The following is a 16,597-nucleotide window of genomic DNA, read 5'->3' on the forward strand; positions in this document are numbered from 1 at the left end:
GGAGCGTACCCGCTCCGGCGACATATTTTAGAACTCGTAACGTGCGCCAATATTATAGCGACGTCCTTCAAGCATGGATGTTTCGTTATAAGTTGTGGTGTAGATTGGGTTCACGTCAAATACGTTATAAACACCGGCCATCAAGGTGATATTTTTGGTCGCACGATAGCGAGCACCTAAATCAACCAATGCATAAGCCTCCGTTGCGGTTGATTTACCAATATCCGGTGAGTTGCTGCGCCAGCTTGCTTTAGTCCACAGATCCAGATCGTTGATAGCATTCCAGGTCAGAGAGACGTTGGCCATACTGGTTGGGAAATCGCTCAACGCGTAGCCTTTATACTCACCGCTTTTTTGCTCGCTATGAGTATAGGTGTAGTTGGCGTTTGCTTTCAGGGAAGGCGTTACCTGCCAGTCGCCATTCAGCTCCAGACCGTAAACTTCCGCATCGCTGACGTTGAAATACTGGGAGACGCTTTCGGCGGTGTAGCCGTTATAAACACACTTCTGCGTCGACGTTTCAGTACAAATTGTATAGTCGCTGATTTTGTTCTTAAATCGGGTGTGGAATACCGTTGCATCCAGTGCCAGCGTATCTTGTTGCCAGTAAAGCCCTAACTCGGTGTTGATGCTTTCTTCTGGTTTCAGGTCGTCGTTACCAATCCCAATATAGGAATAAGGGTAGGCACCGTAAACGCTGGTAAAGCCGGAGTTGTTTTCACGCAAGTCGGGCTTTTTATAACCGGTCGATACGCCGCCTTTCAGCGCCCAATTCTGGTCGATAGTCCAGTTACCGTACAGTTTTGGCGTCACGTGATAACCGAAGTAGCTATCGTGATCCAAACGAGCCGAAGTGGTCAGCATGAAGTCTGGTACAATCATCCACGCATCTTCCGCAAATACGGCCCAACCGTAACGGGTGATTTTACTGACCGGCGTAACGCCGGCAACGGCTTTATCCTCTATATCGAAGGTATCATTCAGCTCATTGCGCGTGTAGTTCGCGCCCAGCGTCAGTTTATGATCGCCCAGTGTGAAAGTGTTGGCGCTGTTGGCTTCAAAGTTGCGCTGTTCAATAAACTGCGGTGCCATTTCCTCGACGCGATATTCGGTACGTGCTTTTTCATAGCTGATGAAGTTCTTCACTTCCAGCAGGTCATCGCCGTACCAGGCGTGCTGCGAAAGTGAGGCCGCATCACGGTCGAAGCCCCAATACCACGGACTGCCCGGGTTATGACTTTTTTCCTGATGACCGCGAGAAGCATTCAGATCCCACAGCTGGGTATCGGTCGGCGACATTGAGACAGTGGCGTCCAGGTTCCCCGCTTCATGTTTCACAAAGCGCGGTTTCTTTGGACTATCATCATCGCGACGATCCAGGTAGTCGGCTGCCACGCTGACGCCGAGTTTACCTGGGATAACCGGGCCCATCAGGAAGGCATTGGTTTGGTTGGTATTGCCGTATTTACTTTGTTCCTGCAGGAAATAATTATCCTCCAGCACCCCGGTCCAGTTTTCCAGGTTGTAGCCTTTTTTGGTGATCACGTTCACCACGCCACCTATGGAATCGGAACCATAAAGAGAGGACATCGGCCCGCGGATAACCTCAACGCGTTCGATGGCGGCCACGGGTGGCAGAAAGGAAGCCTCGGTACCAATATGATGGCCGTAGGGGCGTGACTCTCGGGTCGCTTGTTTGATGCCGTTAACCATATACGACGTATAGGATGAATCCATCCCACGCATCTGTACATCGCCGCTGGCAAGGGTGCCGTGGCCGTTGCCCACCAGGACGCCCGGCATTTCATGTAACGCTTCAGTGACGTTTTGGTTTGAGCGCGTGTTTAATTCTTTTTCATCAACAACCGATATCGTAGCCGGTGCTTCCCGACGTTCCTGGCTAAATCCGGTGGCAGTAACCACCATCTGATCTTCGTTATTGGCGGCATATACAGCCGTTGGCAGGTTAGCAAAAGCGAGTGAAACGGCCACGGCAATACGTGTTTGGGTAATCACGGATACTTCCTCAGAATTTAGTGAGATCGATTTTTACGACGTAGTCAGCCTGATCGCTTTTTTCATCTTGCTTGACGCTGACATACAGCGTGTTTGCATCAGGAGATAGCACCATGCTGTTGGGCATCGCCGAGGTTTTGATGGTGTGCTTCACGCCGTAGGTTTTTGCATCGATAACGCTAATCTGCTGGTCGTTACGGTGAGTGACATAAATTTCATGGCGGGCTGCGTTATACACCACAGCAATGGAGTTAGGCGTTGGGATCCGCTGGAGGAGTTTGCCGGAATCAAGGTCGACAACCAGAACGTCGCGAGTATTGGTATCGGCGATGTAACCTTCTTTTTTGGCGGTGTTCAGCGCGATATTGAGGAAGTAGTGCTTCGGTTCTTTAGGATCAACCGCGACGCGAGAAAGCACTTTTGACGTTTTGCCATCCAGGGTTAGCAGCTCGCCTTTACCGGTGACGGCGTACACTTTATCGTCGGTTTCATCTACCGCGAAACCAACCGGATCGAACTTCTCAATGGTATTAACCAACTGCTGTTTTTGGGTATCAACGACCCAAAGCAGGCCGCTATCTTTGCCACCAATTCCAGAGATATAGAGACGGTGATGCTTCTTATCGAGTACCACTTCACGAACATGGGCGGTTTTTTTCGGGTTGCTCTCGTCGCTCAACTGGATGGTGTTGATAACGTTATTTGTACGCGTATCCAGAAGTGCAATCGAACCTTCCATAGCGTTGCCCAGATAAAGGGTGTGATTCGCTTCATCTAAAGCAACAGCAAATGTACGGCGATCGGTAGCAATTTTATGGTTAATTTTCAGTGAGTTTGCATCAAGCTGAAAGACCAGCCCAGCCGTTTTATCTTTCTCAAACGAAGGAGCAGACGCTGCATAAAGCGCGTTTTGTCCTTTATCGTAGGCAAGCTCATAGACACCATGGCCAAGAGACTGCGATTGAAAGTCTTTCTCAGTAAAATCAGCGGCGTTAACAAGGCTGGCGTGGATGGAAAAGGAGAGGGCGAGGGCGCGAAAAACCGTTTTCTTTACATTTTTTGTAGACATGTAAGTTTCCTTTGCAAATTTTTACAAAGGAAGATGTTAATGGTAACCACTATCATTTGCAATTAAGATCTATTCGCATTTACCTACCAACTTTTGCGTTGAAACGATGGGAAAATGGGATGGGTGTTTTGCAGAAATTTGGGTAATTGACATATTGGCTGATAGTGACAATGTATGAGCATCTGTTCACTTACATTTAATCACCGGAGCCTCTGATGAACGAAAGCAACGTCTGGAGTAAATCTTTCGAACTGGATGTGTGTTACACGCCAGAAAAAATATGGCATGCATTCATCGATACTGCTAACTGGAAGCAATGGAACCCTGGCGTAAAGTCCATTCACGTTTCTCACAGGAACATGGTTTGCGATGGCGCTACCTGAGGGGGACATTATCCGTAGTCAGCTTAGCGAGGTTTCTACAGAAAAATGCTTCATCGATAAAACCTGGGTGGGAGAAACGTTGGTCAGTGTAGAACACCGAATTGAAGCATCACAATTTGGCCAGAGTAAGCTTATCTACACAATCAACACCCAGGGGCCCGATGCTCAGGAATTTGGCGAAGGCATTAGTTCGGACTTTCCGGAAGTGATGGCGGGATTGGCAAAGTATCTTGCCGGACAATCGACTTGATGGGTACAGCGGCAGAAGACTAAGGAGCTGTGCCGGATAGATAATGAGCATCAGCGACCAGGGCCATCATGACCACAAAACGCTGGATTCCGTCTGATTCTATGTTAGTACGCATAATGTGTTGAACATGTTAAATGACTGCACGAAGTGCGGGCATTTAGCCTTCTGCAATGAACTGCCAGACGTTGTTACTTGTTTTCTGGCATAGAAAATCACTGCAACAGCGGAATTACAGATACATCCTGAATGTTCGTTTTTTCTTATTAATAGATAGCATTGTGAAATGCCGGTTATTTTATGACTATTTTATAGCATCATCAACAGGTTGTAGCAACACAGTTTACGTCGGGATTTCTGTTTTCCCACTGAAGTATGAGCCAGCGCAGGTAATGAACATAAACCTGTACATCACCATCAATCATGTAGCAATTACGCTGAATCTTTTTCGTGAGAGGCCAGAACAACACTGTTCCATAAGGGGTTTCAGACAGGATTACTTTCATATTCCCGTTAAGAACAACTTCATAATTAATTTGATTGTTTTTTAATTCATCTTCAGCCTCCGTTAATACCTCATCTCGAATTTTATTTATTTCATGATAATGCCCGGAAGGAATCTTCATGGCAACACGTCGTAATCCAGCTTCCCTGGCATTTTCTTCTGTGCTGATAAATGCCACCGTGTCAGCAGAATAAATGAGCCGATGTGAATAATCTTTATCCAGCTCAAACTCTCCCGGATTATCCTTCCATTTGTTGTAGCCATGCAATTTTGGAAGGTCATTGCAGAAGTTCTGAAAGTTATGCCATCGCTCGCATACAGTGACACCTTTATATCCTTTAAAATATTGTTTCCCTTTAACTGTCATGTAGCACCTTGCCAGCATGTTATGCCATAGAATGAATGACCTCGTTCTCTGGTGACTTCTGGTATTTTCAATAGTGGAGTGTCTTCCATTCCCAATATATCCCACATCATAATAACGCGGCCTCATCAATAATGTTATTCGTTCCTCTTCTGAGGACGGAAAGGCATCATCTGAGACTGCACCCGATTTAATATGCGTACCATAAGCCTCCTTAACTATGCCGCTATCCTTAAATTCCACGACATAATATCCACGCCTTGATTTGTCTTCCGAACGACCAAGAATGGAGCATTCACCATTATGCTTCGTGGTAAATACAGCGCCTGGAAACAAAGTGTTATGGCTGTAGTTCTGATGATATTTCTTATTTCGAAAGTAAGTCATCTGACATTTCCTGGGTGACGAATGAAAAGGGGAAAAAGAATCGGGTCGGGTCCTACTTTTCCCTTTACCTTCTGTCAGGCCAGCACTCCGGGTGGAGGTCAGGAATTAAATTAAAGAATCCATTCAAAAAATAAAAATTAAAAATAATACAGACAATGCAATGTGACAGGTATCGTAGCACTCTACCAGTGCCGCTCTGCGACTGTCACTGAGTGGGCGTGGCATTCATGCCTTATCATGCACCAGTGCGCTCAGAATGCGCTACAGGCACTGTAAATACGGGTCAGGGCAGGGTGTGCTGGGCCTGTCTGATGGCAGGATTCCGGCATATACGGCGCTGTTCATTTATACAGTTAAATGAAATTGGTATAAATTGTGACCAGAGGTTGCGTGGGGGCGATTATGGGCTGTTTTAGGGCTAAAGCATGGTTTTGTACTGGCTGTAGCCCTTTAATGGCTCGTGATGCGTTATATGAATCAGATTATGCTGATGTGCTGCGCCGGAATTACCCGATAGGGTGGAGAGATAAAAAAATAAATATAATATATTTACGTAATTCAATATCCATGCTACCATCGCCAAATCGCCAACCGGGGTTAATCTCTTATATATACCTATTATTACTCTATTATCTTAATCGGTATTCCGTGGTTACTTAGCCTCTTACTTTAGTGTTTCAATATTAGTCCAATATTGAGCCCTCCGCAGGAGAGCCATACGGCTTGAGTTAACAAAGAATCAGAATAAAAATAAGAATCTCCACCAAGGTGAAGACCCTTACATGTCAGTATCAGAGAAATATCAGCAATCTACTTTATCAAAGTCTATCCTGAAGTCATCTTTCATGGCATCGGCATTACTCATTTGCTTTCCACTTCTTAATAACTGAAGTTCTTTGAGCATTTCCTTCTGAATGTCCGCCTGAGTAAACAGAACTGTTTTTAGCTCATAGGATGTAATGCTTTTGATTATCCATGCAGCACAGATAACAGTGATAATGATTTTTGCCGTATCAAAGCTGATGAAAGCATATCCCTGAAGTATCGAATACCATGACGGGTTGTCAGTTCCAACAAAATAGAGCCAAACTAGTATGGTTATTGTAAGATTGATAGCGAGCGTTAATTTCGAAAGATATTTCGTCAAAAATGAACTGTTCATTTTTTGTATTCCTTTTTAGTTTTGTTTTCCAGCGTTGCATCCGGCGCGATATGCCTGAGTAACTTCAATATGCTCGGCCCGCTCCATTCCTCGTAAGGTTTCCGCCTGTTCATTAAATTTCTTTATTTTCTTCTCACAGACGGAATTGCGGTGCCGCATTGCGTCTTTGGCTCCGGTGATACATGCGCCATAAATAATATCCGGACTGGCAATTCTGGAAAAATTTGCGTAAGAATCACATGTAGCAGTCGCTCTCATCTGCATCTGTGATTGCGTAATCGCCAGTGACTGATTTGTAAATAACAAACCGGCCATTGATATCAATAAGGGAAGGGTGATTAATTTTTTCATTCAGCACCTACCTGTAAGATGCAATCAATTCCCATTGCGTCAGTACCCCAAAGTTTGATATCCGGCTCGCCACCTGATGCACCCTGAGTGCTCATATCCAGAGCAAGGATATAGAAACTGTTTTTATCAACATCAAACTCGTAGTTAACAAGTGGAGCACCACTGGTCTGATACACCGATTGCTGAATGTCCTGAATGCGTTTTTGTGAAATGAGCTTGCCGTTATGCAATAACTTTATGACGCCAGCATCTTTCATGTAGCTCATGAATCCACTACTGGCACTACCGGTAACGTGTCGCTCAATGCTCCAGCCGCCATGACAAATAATATTGTCTGCCATTGCAGCAACCGGAATGGTCATGCTTGCGGCAGAGGCAAGGATTGGAATCAATCGTTTCATTTGAATCAGGTCCTAAGAAAAATTATCAGGACGTTCGATAATCCCAGTGAAGGCCGCAAGACATTTCAATCGTTAGGCGAACCAACCAGACTCAGCACATCCATATTCTGCGAGAACAAGGATGCCCACAAATCTCTGGATTCTTTCTGGTCTTACTTTGGTGCGCATAATGTATATTATGTTAAATTGCATATGCGAATATATTATCCCATCCCGAACCGTTACCCCCTGCAAATTAAACATAGTGATTAGCTGGTCTGCCTGGGCAACCCTCCTGAGTCTCCCAGACAGACATTGATAATTTACCCCAGGCGCGAGATCCGTCCCCTGGCCTCGTCGAGGTGGCTGCGCAATGCCGTAAGGCATGGTGCAAAATTGGCAGAGAAATGACGGCAATCGTTGGCTAAAGCGAAAAAGTTCTCAGCCAGATCCAACGCATCGTGCCAGATTTCCCCGTCGATAGCTTCTACGAGCAGCGCCGGCCGCAGCGTATTGACCATTCCACCACCTGATTTTGGCGCAAAGCCCATTGGCAGAATATCGTAAGCTGGTGCAAGCTGGTATGGACGACCATGGCTACTGATGAATGATAAGTTACCGTGGTGCATGTCGGTATTGCCGATCAACATCCCAAACGCCCACAGCCGCGCCGCATTTATAGCGGCATCAGGATGAACATGCCCCTGCTTAACCAGTTCATTAACCAGAACGGGCCAGGAGTCTCTGGCACGACCGACAAACTCCGCCTCCAGCGCCCGTAAAGAAAAAAGACCGATACGGCCTAGTTGGCCTACGCGGTCGAACCGAGGGATCTCAAGGAAGCGCTGCCCTTCAAAATCAAACACTTCGGTTTCTACTCCGAGCACTTTTAACGCAAGATGTTCGGCCTGCAGCAAATCCCGCCAACGTTCACTGATGGGATTGTCGTCCAGAGCCGTGAATTTCACTAGCACATGGCCACGTTCGGTGTAGGTGCAAAATTTTGGTTGCTCACCTCCAGCAGATGAACCCGGTATCTCACCTGAACTCACCGCCAATGCTAGCGTAGGATATGTGGTGGATCGTTCAACTGGAGTTGGCGATGGCATCTCGATGAATTGATTTCTTGCCTGTTCTCCTATTAATAGATTCCCCACCGCATCATGGCCATGAGCCAGCAAGGCTCTAATCACATCGGAGTCTGCCCAGTCTTCTGGATTTTGAGGTAAACCAAGCTCAGCTGAATATGCTGATGCATAGGCTCTCCCCAGATATCCCTGAGGGCGCATATCAAAAAGCCACCACGGTAAGCCGTCACTGTGCAGACATACATTATCAGTCTGTTCCATGACAAATCCATCCGGGTGAACCGGAATAAGCCTGCCCAGCGATTTTATCTGCCCTTCTTCCGTTATGCGGTAAATGGGCGCAGAACTAAACCCGCGAAAAGCATCGCGCAAAGCATATTGAATAGATGAACCCGAACCAATTCGAACAACCTCATCATCAAGCATTTTCAAAGTACGGGAAGCAGTAGGTTGACTAATTCCCATAATATCAGTAAGTTGCCTTACAGGCATGGGCCCCTGGCGTAGAAGCTGGCGTATCATATCAGACCGATTTGTCATAGTGCTGAATCGCTTAATGAATAGATAGATGAATAGAGGCTTGAATAGCTAATCTATCAGTTATTTTGTAATGTGTCACCAGTGCTGAACCCTTCACTGCTGGGTGCGCTTGTAAGGATTTACGTTTTAACTGACTATGGCGTAGTTTTATCTTGGGCATTTGTTTTAACGTCATGATTAATATGATAATTATGCTTTTTTGGCGTTCTACGTGAATTCTGTGATTTTAGCAGAGTCATTGTGCGTTAGATTTCTCGTACGAGCGCCAAAAAAAACCGGATATATCCCACCGATGATTGCTGGCTTATGCTATTTCTTGTAACCTTCACTTGCCTAATAATTTGAATTTGTGGACCCAACATGACAGCGCATATTTCCAAAGATCCTCTGCACGGTGTAACTCTTGAGATGCAGGTCAACGCACTGGTGGCGCATTATGGTTGGGAAAAATTAGGTCAGCTCATCAGCATCAACTGTTTTAAAAAAGACCCAAGCGTAAAATCCAGCTTGAAGTTTTTGCGCCGTACCCCGTGGGCTCGCGCCGAAGTCGAGGCTCTTTATCTGGATTCACTTGACGATATGACTGAGGATGCAGCTGATGAACCGGCCATTGACCCGTGGGCCAATAGTCGAATGAAGAAAAGCTAGTGAGTATTCACTATTTTATGCTGGTTACAATGTTATAGCTAATGCAGGCGAAGGCTATCCCCTCGCCCGCCTGAGGATCTAAACAACGATCAGATCATATTTTTTGATCTTGCGATATAAGGTCGCGATACCGATTCCCAACTCGTCGGCTGCCTGCTTTTTATTGCTATAGCGGCTTAACGCATCGCGAATCATTTGCCGCTCCATCTCTTCAAGGCCCGTGACGCTCTCCTCTTCTTTTACCACCCGTGACGTGGTTGAATTTATGACTTCTGCGCGTTCAGTCATTTTTCCACTGTTCACCAGGTTCGGCGGAAGCAGAGTAACGTCAATGACTTCACCTGACGGCACAACGTTAACCAGATACTCCATCAGATTACTCAGTTCGCGTATATTGCCCGGCCAGCGATAGCATTTGAGCAGGCTAATCACCTCGGGATCCACGCCCGGATAAACCAGCTCCAAACGCCGGGTATGTAAATGCAGGAAATAATGAATCAGCAATTCAATATCATCCTGCCGGTCTCGCAGTGGTGGCAGCCTGAGTGGAATAACGTTAAGGCGATAGTAGAGATCCTCACGAAATTTACCGTCAGCGATAAACTGGTCGAGGTTTTGATTGGTGGCGGAGATAATACGAATATTGACGGGAACGGGGTTACTGGCGCCAACCGGCTGGATCTCCCTCGACTCGATGGCGCGCAATAGCTTTGCCTGTAAAGTCAGCGGCATATCGCCTATTTCATCAAGAAATAGCGTACCGTCATTAGCGGCCTGAATCAGACCAACCTTACCGTTAACTGAAGCACCGGTAAAAGCGCCTTTAACGTAGCCAAACAGTTCGCTCTCCAGTAATTGCTCAGGAATAGCGGCACAGTTAATAGCGATAAAAGGTTTATCTTTACGATCGCTGAGCTGATGTATCGCGCGGGCAACCACTTCTTTCCCTGTACCGCTCTCTCCTGCAATCATCACGCTAGAAGGGCTGGGTGCAATGCGGCTAATCAGTTTCTTTAGCTGCCTCATTGGCCGACATTCCCCAACCAGCTGTTCTATTTGCGGCCCTTCTTGCGTCGTGGAAAGATCGGCCGAGGAATGTGACTGATGAAATGCCATCAGAAATAGCCACTGATCCTGGATAGCGTGTAACTGCCCGATAATGAGATCTTTTTTATCATCAATAGAAATAACATGCTGAACGTGGCCACGAATAAAGTTCTGCGCAAACGTCAATGGTCGAAAATTGATCGACTTTCCCACCATATTACCCTGGGTGGAGCCCAGGATTTTTAATGCGGCCTGATTAACAAACTTAACTTTTTGCTCCTGACTAACGACCAGCACCCCCTGATCCATATTATCGAGCATGGTTAAAAACATTTTCTGGATATTATCGCTACCGCTTTGATCTTCCAGAAGACGTGAAACAAATATGGATGAGACGTGACGAACATAATCAGAGAACTCGGTGATGTTATCGTTTATTCGCTCCTGCTGTTCGCGAGTCAACGCTATCAAGCTAATGACACCAACACACTGCTCCTGATAAATGACCGGAGTACCGAGAAAAGCTTTTTCTTTACAGGTTTCTTTATTTTCACAACCTTCACACAGGGGATCAAAGCGTGAATGGGTAACAACTTTCTCCTTCTTTGTTTCAATAATGTAACGAAGAAGTCGCGAATCTGTGCTTAATTTTCTCCCAAGAAACTTTCCATAGACGCCTGTGCCAGCGACCCGGCACAGTGAATTATCAACAATTTCGACTTCCAGTTGCAAAACACTTGAAAGCATTCTGGCAAAGCGTTGAATCGTAGGCTGAATCTGCATCAAGATAGATGACGTCGTTGAAGGTATCATAATATCACTCACTGAAAGCTATGCCGGGTGAACGTCTACATTTATATTTCTATCAGTAGATACTACTCCAGGCTCCTGCATTAATTGCTGCCGACGGCCCCTGTTTTTATCATCTTGCGTTAAATATGGAAGTGGTATCACATTTTCATATCAATCTGATAATCCCTCCGCCGCTTTTATCAATTTGACGATATTTTCAGATTCAGGTCTCGTCGCAATCGCTGTATATATTTAAATATAACGAAATCATGAGTCGTTATATTCTCATTCACAGAGTGTAACAGTCTCTGATTTGTGACTACTATCCCATTAAAACGTCATTTATCGGCTATTCAATGCTTATCCTGTGAATTGGCACGCTTATTGTTAGTTGAAATACAGTGCTGATGTTTGCCGCTACGGTAACCAGCAATCAATAAGCCGTCATTCACTACCAGGATTGCATAATGAAAACTGTTAACGAACTGATTAAGGATATCAACAAGCTTAACTCCAACCTTCATGATAAGGACTTCCTGCTAACGTGGGAGCAATCACCGGACGAATTAAAACAGGTCCTGGATGTTGCTGAAGCCTTAAAGACGCTGCGTGCGGAAAATATCGCGACCAAGGTTTTTAATAGCGGGCTGGGGATTTCAGTATTCCGCGATAACTCCACGCGCACCCGCTTCTCTTACGCCTCGGCGTTGAATCTGCTAGGGCTGGCGCAACAGGATCTTGATGAAGGGAAATCGCAAATTGCGCACGGTGAAACGGTGCGTGAAACCGCCAATATGATTTCATTTTGTGCCGACGCTATTGGTATTCGCGACGATATGTATCTTGGTGCCGGTAACGCCTATATGCGTGAAGTCGGCGAAGCGCTGGATGAAGGTCATAAACAAGGCGTATTGCCACAGCGCCCGGCGCTTATCAACCTGCAATGCGATATTGACCACCCTACCCAGTCAATGGCGGATCTGGCCTGGCTGCGCGAGCACTTTGGTTCGCTGGAAAACCTGAAAGGCAAGAAAATCGCCATGACCTGGGCCTATTCACCCAGCTACGGCAAACCGCTTTCCGTGCCACAGGGCATTATCGGGCTGATGACCCGCTTTGGTATGGATGTGACGTTGGCCCATCCAGAAGGCTATGACCTGATTCCTGACGTAATTGAAGTGGCGAAAAGTAATGCCAAAAACTCCGGCGGCAGTTTCCGTCAGGTCACGGATATGGCGGAAGCCTTTAAAGACGCAGATATCGTTTATCCGAAATCCTGGGCCCCGTATCAGGTCATGGAGCAACGTACTGAATTACTGCGCGCTAACGACCACGATGGGCTTAAGGCGCTGGAAAAAGCCTGTCTGGCGCAAAATGCACAGCATAAAGACTGGCACTGCACCGAAGAGATGATGGCGAAGACCCATAACGGCGAGGCGTTATATATGCACTGCCTGCCAGCCGATATCAGCGGCGTCTCCTGCAAAGAAGGTGAAGTCACCGAAGCCGTGTTTGAGAAGTACCGTATTGCGACTTACAAAGAAGCGAGCTGGAAGCCTTATATCATCGCCTCAATGATCCTCTGCCGCAAATATGCCAAACCTGGCGTGCTGCTGGAACAACTGCTCAACGAAGCGCAAAAACGCATCAAATAACCTCCCCGGCTGGCCTTCGGGCCAGCCCGACGACCTCGTAATGATGAATAAGGACAGAGTATGTCTGCTTTCTCACTGAAAATGGATATTGCCGATAACCGCTTTTTTAGTGGTGAAATCTCACCGCTATTTTCTCGCCAACAGGCGCAGCAGGCGCGCCATTTCCATCAAAAAATCGGCGGGTATCAGCCGACGCCGCTGTATGCCCTCGACGAACTGGCCGCGCTATTTGGCGTCGACAAAATACTGGTCAAAGATGAGTCTCAGCGCTTTGGCCTTAACGCCTTCAAGATGCTCGGCGGTTCATACGCCATCGCCCGGCTGTTGTGTGAAAAATATGGCTTAGCGATAGAAGAACTCTCGCTCAATGACCTGAAGACGCGCATTACCGAGAAGATGACGTTTGCCACAACCACCGATGGAAACCATGGCCGCGGCGTGGCATGGGCGGCAAAACAGCTTGGGCAAAATGCGGTTGTCTATATGCCGAAAGGCTCGGCACAAGAGCGTGTGGACGCCATTTTGTGTCTCGGCGCAGAGTGCATTGTTACCGATATGAACTACGACGATACCGTGCGTTTTACGATGCAAACCGCTCAGAAGAACGGCTGGGAAGTGGTACAGGATACCGCGTGGGATGGCTACACCAAAATTCCCACCTGGATAATGCAAGGCTACGCCACGCTCGCCGATGAAGCGGTTGAACAGATGTCCGCAATGGGCGTGACTCGCCCCACTCACGTTTTCCTGCAGGGCGGCGTTGGCGCCTTGGCGGGTGGCGTGTTGGGCTACCTCGTTGATGTTTACGGCGCACGTGATCTCCACTCCGTTATCGTCGAGCCAGAACTGGCCGATTGCCTTTACCGCTCTGGGGTGAAAGGCCAGATAGTCAACGTCGGCGGTGAGATGGCTACCATCATGGCGGGTCTCGCCTGTGGTGAGCCAAATCCGCTCGGTTGGGAAGTCCTGCGCAACTGCGCGACGCAGTTTATCTCCTGCCAGGATGCCGTCGCCGCCCTGGGTATGCGTGTACTGGGCAACCCGCTCGGTAACGACCCTCGGGTGATATCCGGCGAGTCAGGCGCGGTCGGCCTTGGCATATTGGCCGCAGTCCATCATCACCCTCAGCGCGATGCGCTCATGAACAAACTGCAGCTGGATAGTCACTCCGTCGTGCTGGTGATCAGCACCGAAGGCGATACCGATGTGAAGCACTATCGGGAAGTCGTCTGGGAAGGCAAGCATCCGGCAGTACGCTAAATACGCATAAATTCAGAACTGGAGAACATCCTCATGGCTAAACATATTCCGTTTAAATTGATCGTTGAAAAAGCAAACCACTACCAGCAGGACATGACCCGTTTCCTGCGTGACATGATTGCCATCCCAAGCGAAAGCTGCGACGAGAAACGCGTCGTACACCGTATTAAAGAAGAGATGGAAAAGGTCGGTTTTGACAAGGTTGAAATTGATCCAATGGGCAACGTGTTGGGCTACATCGGCCACGGTCCACGCCTGGTCGCGATGGACGCGCACATTGATACCGTCGGCATCGGCAACATGAAAAACTGGAGTTTTGACCCATACGAAGGAATGGAAACCGACGAACTGATCGGCGGACGCGGTGCGTCTGACCAGGAAGGCGGTATGGCATCAATGGTTTACGCGGGCAAAATCATCAAAGACCTTGGGCTAGAAGACGAGTACACCCTACTGGTTACGGGTACCGTACAAGAAGAAGACTGTGACGGCCTGTGCTGGCAGTACATTATCGAACAGTCCGGTATTCGTCCGGAGTTTGTGGTGAGTACTGAGCCAACCGACTGCCAAATCTATCGTGGACAGCGCGGACGTATGGAAATTCGTATCGATGTCTCAGGGGTCAGTTGCCACGGTTCTGCCCCTGAACGTGGCGATAACGCTATCTTCAAAATGGGCCCAATTCTCAATGAATTGCAGGGACTATCCCATAATCTGGGCAACGATGCCTTCCTTGGTAAAGGTACGCTTACCGTCTCAGAAATCTTCTTTACTTCGCCAAGCCGCTGCGCCGTTGCCGATAGCTGCGCTGTATCTATCGACCGCCGTCTGACCTGGGGTGAAACCTGGGAGGGCGCTCTGGAAGAGATCCGTGCGCTGCCTGCAGTGCAGAAAGCTGACGCGGTCGTCTCCATGTACAACTATGACCGCCCATCGTGGACCGGCTTGGTTTATCCAACCGAATGCTATTTCCCAACCTGGAAAGTCGAAGAAAACCACTTCACCGTCCGTGCATTGAGCAGTGCCTATGAAGGACTGTTTGGCAAAGCCCCGGTTGTCGATAAGTGGACCTTCTCCACCAACGGGGTATCCATTATGGGCCGCCACGGCATTCCAGTGATTGGCTTTGGCCCAGGTAAAGAACCTGAAGCTCACGCGCCAAACGAGAAAACCTGGAAGTCGCATCTGGTGACGTGTGCGGCAATGTATGCCGCAATTCCGCTGAGCTGGTTAGCTACCGAGTAAATCGGGCCATATCCCTCCCGTCGTTCGCGGCGGGAGTCTGGAGTGTTCTATGCGTGTACTGATTAAAAACGGCACAATCGTCAACGCCGACGGTCAGGCAAAACAGGATCTGTTGATTGAAAATGGCCTAATCAGCCAGCTCGCCAATGAGATTATCGTCGAACAACCCTGCGAAATCATCGATGCCAGCGGCTGCTATATTATGCCCGGCGGCGTTGATGTCCATACCCACTTTAATATTGATACCGGGCTTGCCCGCAGCTGCGATGATTTCTTTACCGGTACTCGCGCTGCCGCCTGTGGGGGGACGACCACCGTTGTCGATCATATGGGATTTGGCCCGGCGGGTTGTCGGCTGCGCCATCAGCTCGAAACTTATCACGGCTATGCTGCCTATAAAGCCGTGATTGATTACAGTTTTCACGGCGTGATACAGCATATCAACCACGCTATCTTAGACGAGATCCCGATGATGGTTGAAGCGGGTATCAGCAGCTTTAAACTCTATTTAACCTATCAATACAAACTCAACGATGACGAAGTGCTGCAGGCGATGCGTCATCTGCATCAGGCAGGCGCGCTGACGACGGTGCATCCGGAAAACGATGCGGCTATCGCCCGTAAACGTTCAGAGTTTCTTGCGGCGGGTAAAACCGCACCGCGCTATCACGCGTTAAGCCGCCCGCTCGAATGCGAGGCCGAGGCGATTGCGCGGATGATCAATCTCGCCCAGCTTGCGGGTAATGCCCCGCTCTATATTGTACATCTGTCAAACGGACTGGGACTGGACTATCTCCGCCTGGCGCGCGCGCGTCATCAGCCGGTGTGGGTCGAAACCTGCCCGCAGTATCTGCTGCTAGACGACCGCTGCTACGAGCGCGAAGACGCATTGAAGTATCTGTTGAGTCCACCACTGCGTAACGCCAGCAATAACGATGCGCTGTGGTGCGGTGTGGTCGATGGCGCGATTGATGTCTTAGCCACCGACCACTGTTCATTTTCAATGGCTCAGCGCCAACATCTGTCTAACGGCGATTTCAGCCGCTGTCCGAATGGCCTTCCCGGAGTGGAAAACCGCCTGCTGCTGCTTTTCTCGCACGGGGTAATGAGCGGGCGCATTTCACCTGAACAGTTCGTCGCGCTCACCAGCGCTAATCCGGCGAAGTTATTTGGCCTATGGCCACAAAAAGGACGGCTGGCGCCAGGGGCCGACGGCGACGTGGTGATTATAGACCCGCGCTGCACCACCACCATTCGCCATGAATTGCTGCATGACAACGCTGACTATTCGCCATGGGAAGGTTTTATCTGCCAGGGAGCGATTCGTCAGACTCTGTCTCACGGCCGGGTCATTTTCAGCAACGGCACTTTTTGCGGCGTCGCCGGTCAGGGGCGTTTCCTGCGCCGGGCACCCTTTTCTCCCACCCTGCTTTCGGCCGGTGGAATGGCATCTTAAAG

14 protein-coding genes are annotated in these 16,597 nt (G+C 48.4%); 6 read left to right on the plus strand and 8 right to left on the minus strand.

From position 1 onward, the window contains the following. Positions 1-27: 27 nt before the first annotated feature. Both ABOC97_RS01290 and yncE read right to left on the minus strand, forming a co-directional pair. Complete coding sequence (locus ABOC97_RS01290) at positions 28-2,016, minus strand: TonB-dependent receptor domain-containing protein (protein WP_349593076.1); 1,989 nt, start codon at positions 2,014-2,016, stop codon at positions 28-30. Positions 2,017-2,026: 10 nt separating this feature from the next. After that, positions 2,027-3,085 carry a 7-bladed beta-propeller protein YncE gene (yncE, locus tag ABOC97_RS01295; protein ID WP_349593078.1) on the minus strand — a complete coding sequence of 353 codons (1,059 nt, stop codon included), beginning with the start codon at positions 3,083-3,085 and terminating at the stop codon, positions 2,027-2,029. Between the two features lie 369 nt (positions 3,086-3,454). On the opposite strand from yncE, the gene ABOC97_RS01300 reads away from it, so the two are divergent. Further along, positions 3,455-3,718 carry a hypothetical protein gene (locus tag ABOC97_RS01300; protein ID WP_349593081.1) on the plus strand — a complete coding sequence of 88 codons (264 nt, stop codon included), beginning with the start codon at positions 3,455-3,457 and terminating at the stop codon, positions 3,716-3,718. 317 nt (positions 3,719-4,035) lie between these two features. Here the strand turns inward: ABOC97_RS01300 and ABOC97_RS01305 are convergent, their stop codons facing one another. The 5 genes from ABOC97_RS01305 to yjjJ form a co-directional block, all read right to left on the minus strand. After that, entirely contained in the window at positions 4,036-4,971 is a 936-nt protein-coding gene (locus ABOC97_RS01305) for a hypothetical protein (RefSeq protein ID WP_349593083.1), read from the minus strand. Positions 4,972-5,773: 802 nt separating this feature from the next. Next, positions 5,774-6,133 (minus strand): hypothetical protein, encoded by a 360-nt coding sequence (locus tag ABOC97_RS01310; protein WP_349593086.1) that lies wholly within the window; start codon positions 6,131-6,133, stop codon positions 5,774-5,776. Between the two features lie 15 nt (positions 6,134-6,148). Further along, positions 6,149-6,484, minus strand: a complete 336-nt coding sequence (locus tag ABOC97_RS01315; RefSeq protein WP_349593089.1) for a hypothetical protein — start codon at positions 6,482-6,484, stop codon at positions 6,149-6,151. Further along, complete coding sequence (locus ABOC97_RS01320) at positions 6,481-6,885, minus strand: hypothetical protein (RefSeq protein WP_349593091.1); 405 nt, start codon at positions 6,883-6,885, stop codon at positions 6,481-6,483. The genes ABOC97_RS01315 and ABOC97_RS01320 overlap by 4 nt, the downstream gene beginning before the upstream one ends. Positions 6,886-7,187: 302 nt before the next feature. Beyond that, positions 7,188-8,492: a type II toxin-antitoxin system HipA family toxin YjjJ gene (gene yjjJ, locus ABOC97_RS01325; protein ID WP_349593094.1), complete on the minus strand. Its 1,305-nt coding sequence runs from the start codon at positions 8,490-8,492 to the stop codon at positions 7,188-7,190. Positions 8,493-8,852: 360 nt separating this feature from the next. Between yjjJ and ABOC97_RS01330 the strand changes: the two genes are divergently transcribed. Next, entirely contained in the window at positions 8,853-9,140 is a 288-nt protein-coding gene (locus ABOC97_RS01330) for a VF530 family protein (protein WP_349593097.1), read from the plus strand. A 78-nt stretch (positions 9,141-9,218) separates the two neighbouring features. On the opposite strand, the gene ABOC97_RS01335 is transcribed toward ABOC97_RS01330, so the two are convergent. After that, on the minus strand, positions 9,219-11,000 hold the full coding sequence (locus ABOC97_RS01335) for a sigma-54-dependent Fis family transcriptional regulator (RefSeq protein WP_349593530.1): 1,782 nt from the start codon (positions 10,998-11,000) through the stop codon (positions 9,219-9,221). Positions 11,001-11,446: 446 nt separating this feature from the next. Between ABOC97_RS01335 and ygeW the strand changes: the two genes are divergently transcribed. Genes ygeW through hydA form a run of 4 tightly spaced genes read left to right on the plus strand, consistent with a single transcriptional unit; the run spans position 11,447 to position 16,595 of the window. Further along, on the plus strand, positions 11,447-12,634 hold the full coding sequence (gene ygeW, locus ABOC97_RS01340) for a knotted carbamoyltransferase YgeW (protein ID WP_349593099.1): 1,188 nt from the start codon (positions 11,447-11,449) through the stop codon (positions 12,632-12,634). Between the two features lie 60 nt (positions 12,635-12,694). Then, complete coding sequence (dpaL, locus tag ABOC97_RS01345; protein WP_349593101.1) at positions 12,695-13,894, plus strand: diaminopropionate ammonia-lyase; 1,200 nt, start codon at positions 12,695-12,697, stop codon at positions 13,892-13,894. 33 nt (positions 13,895-13,927) lie between these two features. Next, positions 13,928-15,139: a YgeY family selenium metabolism-linked hydrolase gene (locus tag ABOC97_RS01350; protein ID WP_349593104.1), complete on the plus strand. Its 1,212-nt coding sequence runs from the start codon at positions 13,928-13,930 to the stop codon at positions 15,137-15,139. 49 nt (positions 15,140-15,188) lie between these two features. Beyond that, positions 15,189-16,595: a dihydropyrimidinase gene (hydA, locus tag ABOC97_RS01355; protein WP_349593106.1), complete on the plus strand. Its 1,407-nt coding sequence runs from the start codon at positions 15,189-15,191 to the stop codon at positions 16,593-16,595. The last annotated feature ends 2 nt before the right edge of the window (positions 16,596-16,597 follow it).

The sequence above is a fragment of the Kluyvera huaxiensis genome (assembly GCF_040149365.1).
Classification (GTDB): domain Bacteria; phylum Pseudomonadota; class Gammaproteobacteria; order Enterobacterales; family Enterobacteriaceae; genus Kluyvera; species Kluyvera intermedia_A.

Excerpts from the sequence above, each read along its gene's own strand:
- ABOC97_RS01305 (WP_349593083.1), bottom strand. The coding sequence starts at position 4,971 with ATGACTTACTTTCGAAATAAGAAATATCATCAGAACTACAGCCATAAC.
- yjjJ (WP_349593094.1), bottom strand. The coding sequence starts at position 8,492 with ATGACAAATCGGTCTGATATGATACGCCAGCTTCTACGCCAGGGGCCC.
- ABOC97_RS01315 (WP_349593089.1), bottom strand. The coding sequence starts at position 6,484 with ATGAAAAAATTAATCACCCTTCCCTTATTGATATCAATGGCCGGTTTG.
- ABOC97_RS01350 (WP_349593104.1), top strand. The coding sequence starts at position 13,928 with ATGGCTAAACATATTCCGTTTAAATTGATCGTTGAAAAAGCAAACCAC.
- dpaL (WP_349593101.1), top strand. The coding sequence starts at position 12,695 with ATGTCTGCTTTCTCACTGAAAATGGATATTGCCGATAACCGCTTTTTT.
- ABOC97_RS01300 (WP_349593081.1), top strand. The coding sequence starts at position 3,455 with ATGGCGCTACCTGAGGGGGACATTATCCGTAGTCAGCTTAGCGAGGTT.
- ABOC97_RS01330 (WP_349593097.1), top strand. The coding sequence starts at position 8,853 with ATGACAGCGCATATTTCCAAAGATCCTCTGCACGGTGTAACTCTTGAG.
- ABOC97_RS01310 (WP_349593086.1), bottom strand. The coding sequence starts at position 6,133 with ATGAACAGTTCATTTTTGACGAAATATCTTTCGAAATTAACGCTCGCT.
- ABOC97_RS01320 (WP_349593091.1), bottom strand. The coding sequence starts at position 6,885 with ATGAAACGATTGATTCCAATCCTTGCCTCTGCCGCAAGCATGACCATT.
- yncE (WP_349593078.1), bottom strand. The coding sequence starts at position 3,085 with ATGTCTACAAAAAATGTAAAGAAAACGGTTTTTCGCGCCCTCGCCCTC.
- ygeW (WP_349593099.1), top strand. The coding sequence starts at position 11,447 with ATGAAAACTGTTAACGAACTGATTAAGGATATCAACAAGCTTAACTCC.
- ABOC97_RS01335 (WP_349593530.1), bottom strand. The coding sequence starts at position 11,000 with ATGATACCTTCAACGACGTCATCTATCTTGATGCAGATTCAGCCTACG.
- hydA (WP_349593106.1), top strand. The coding sequence starts at position 15,189 with ATGCGTGTACTGATTAAAAACGGCACAATCGTCAACGCCGACGGTCAG.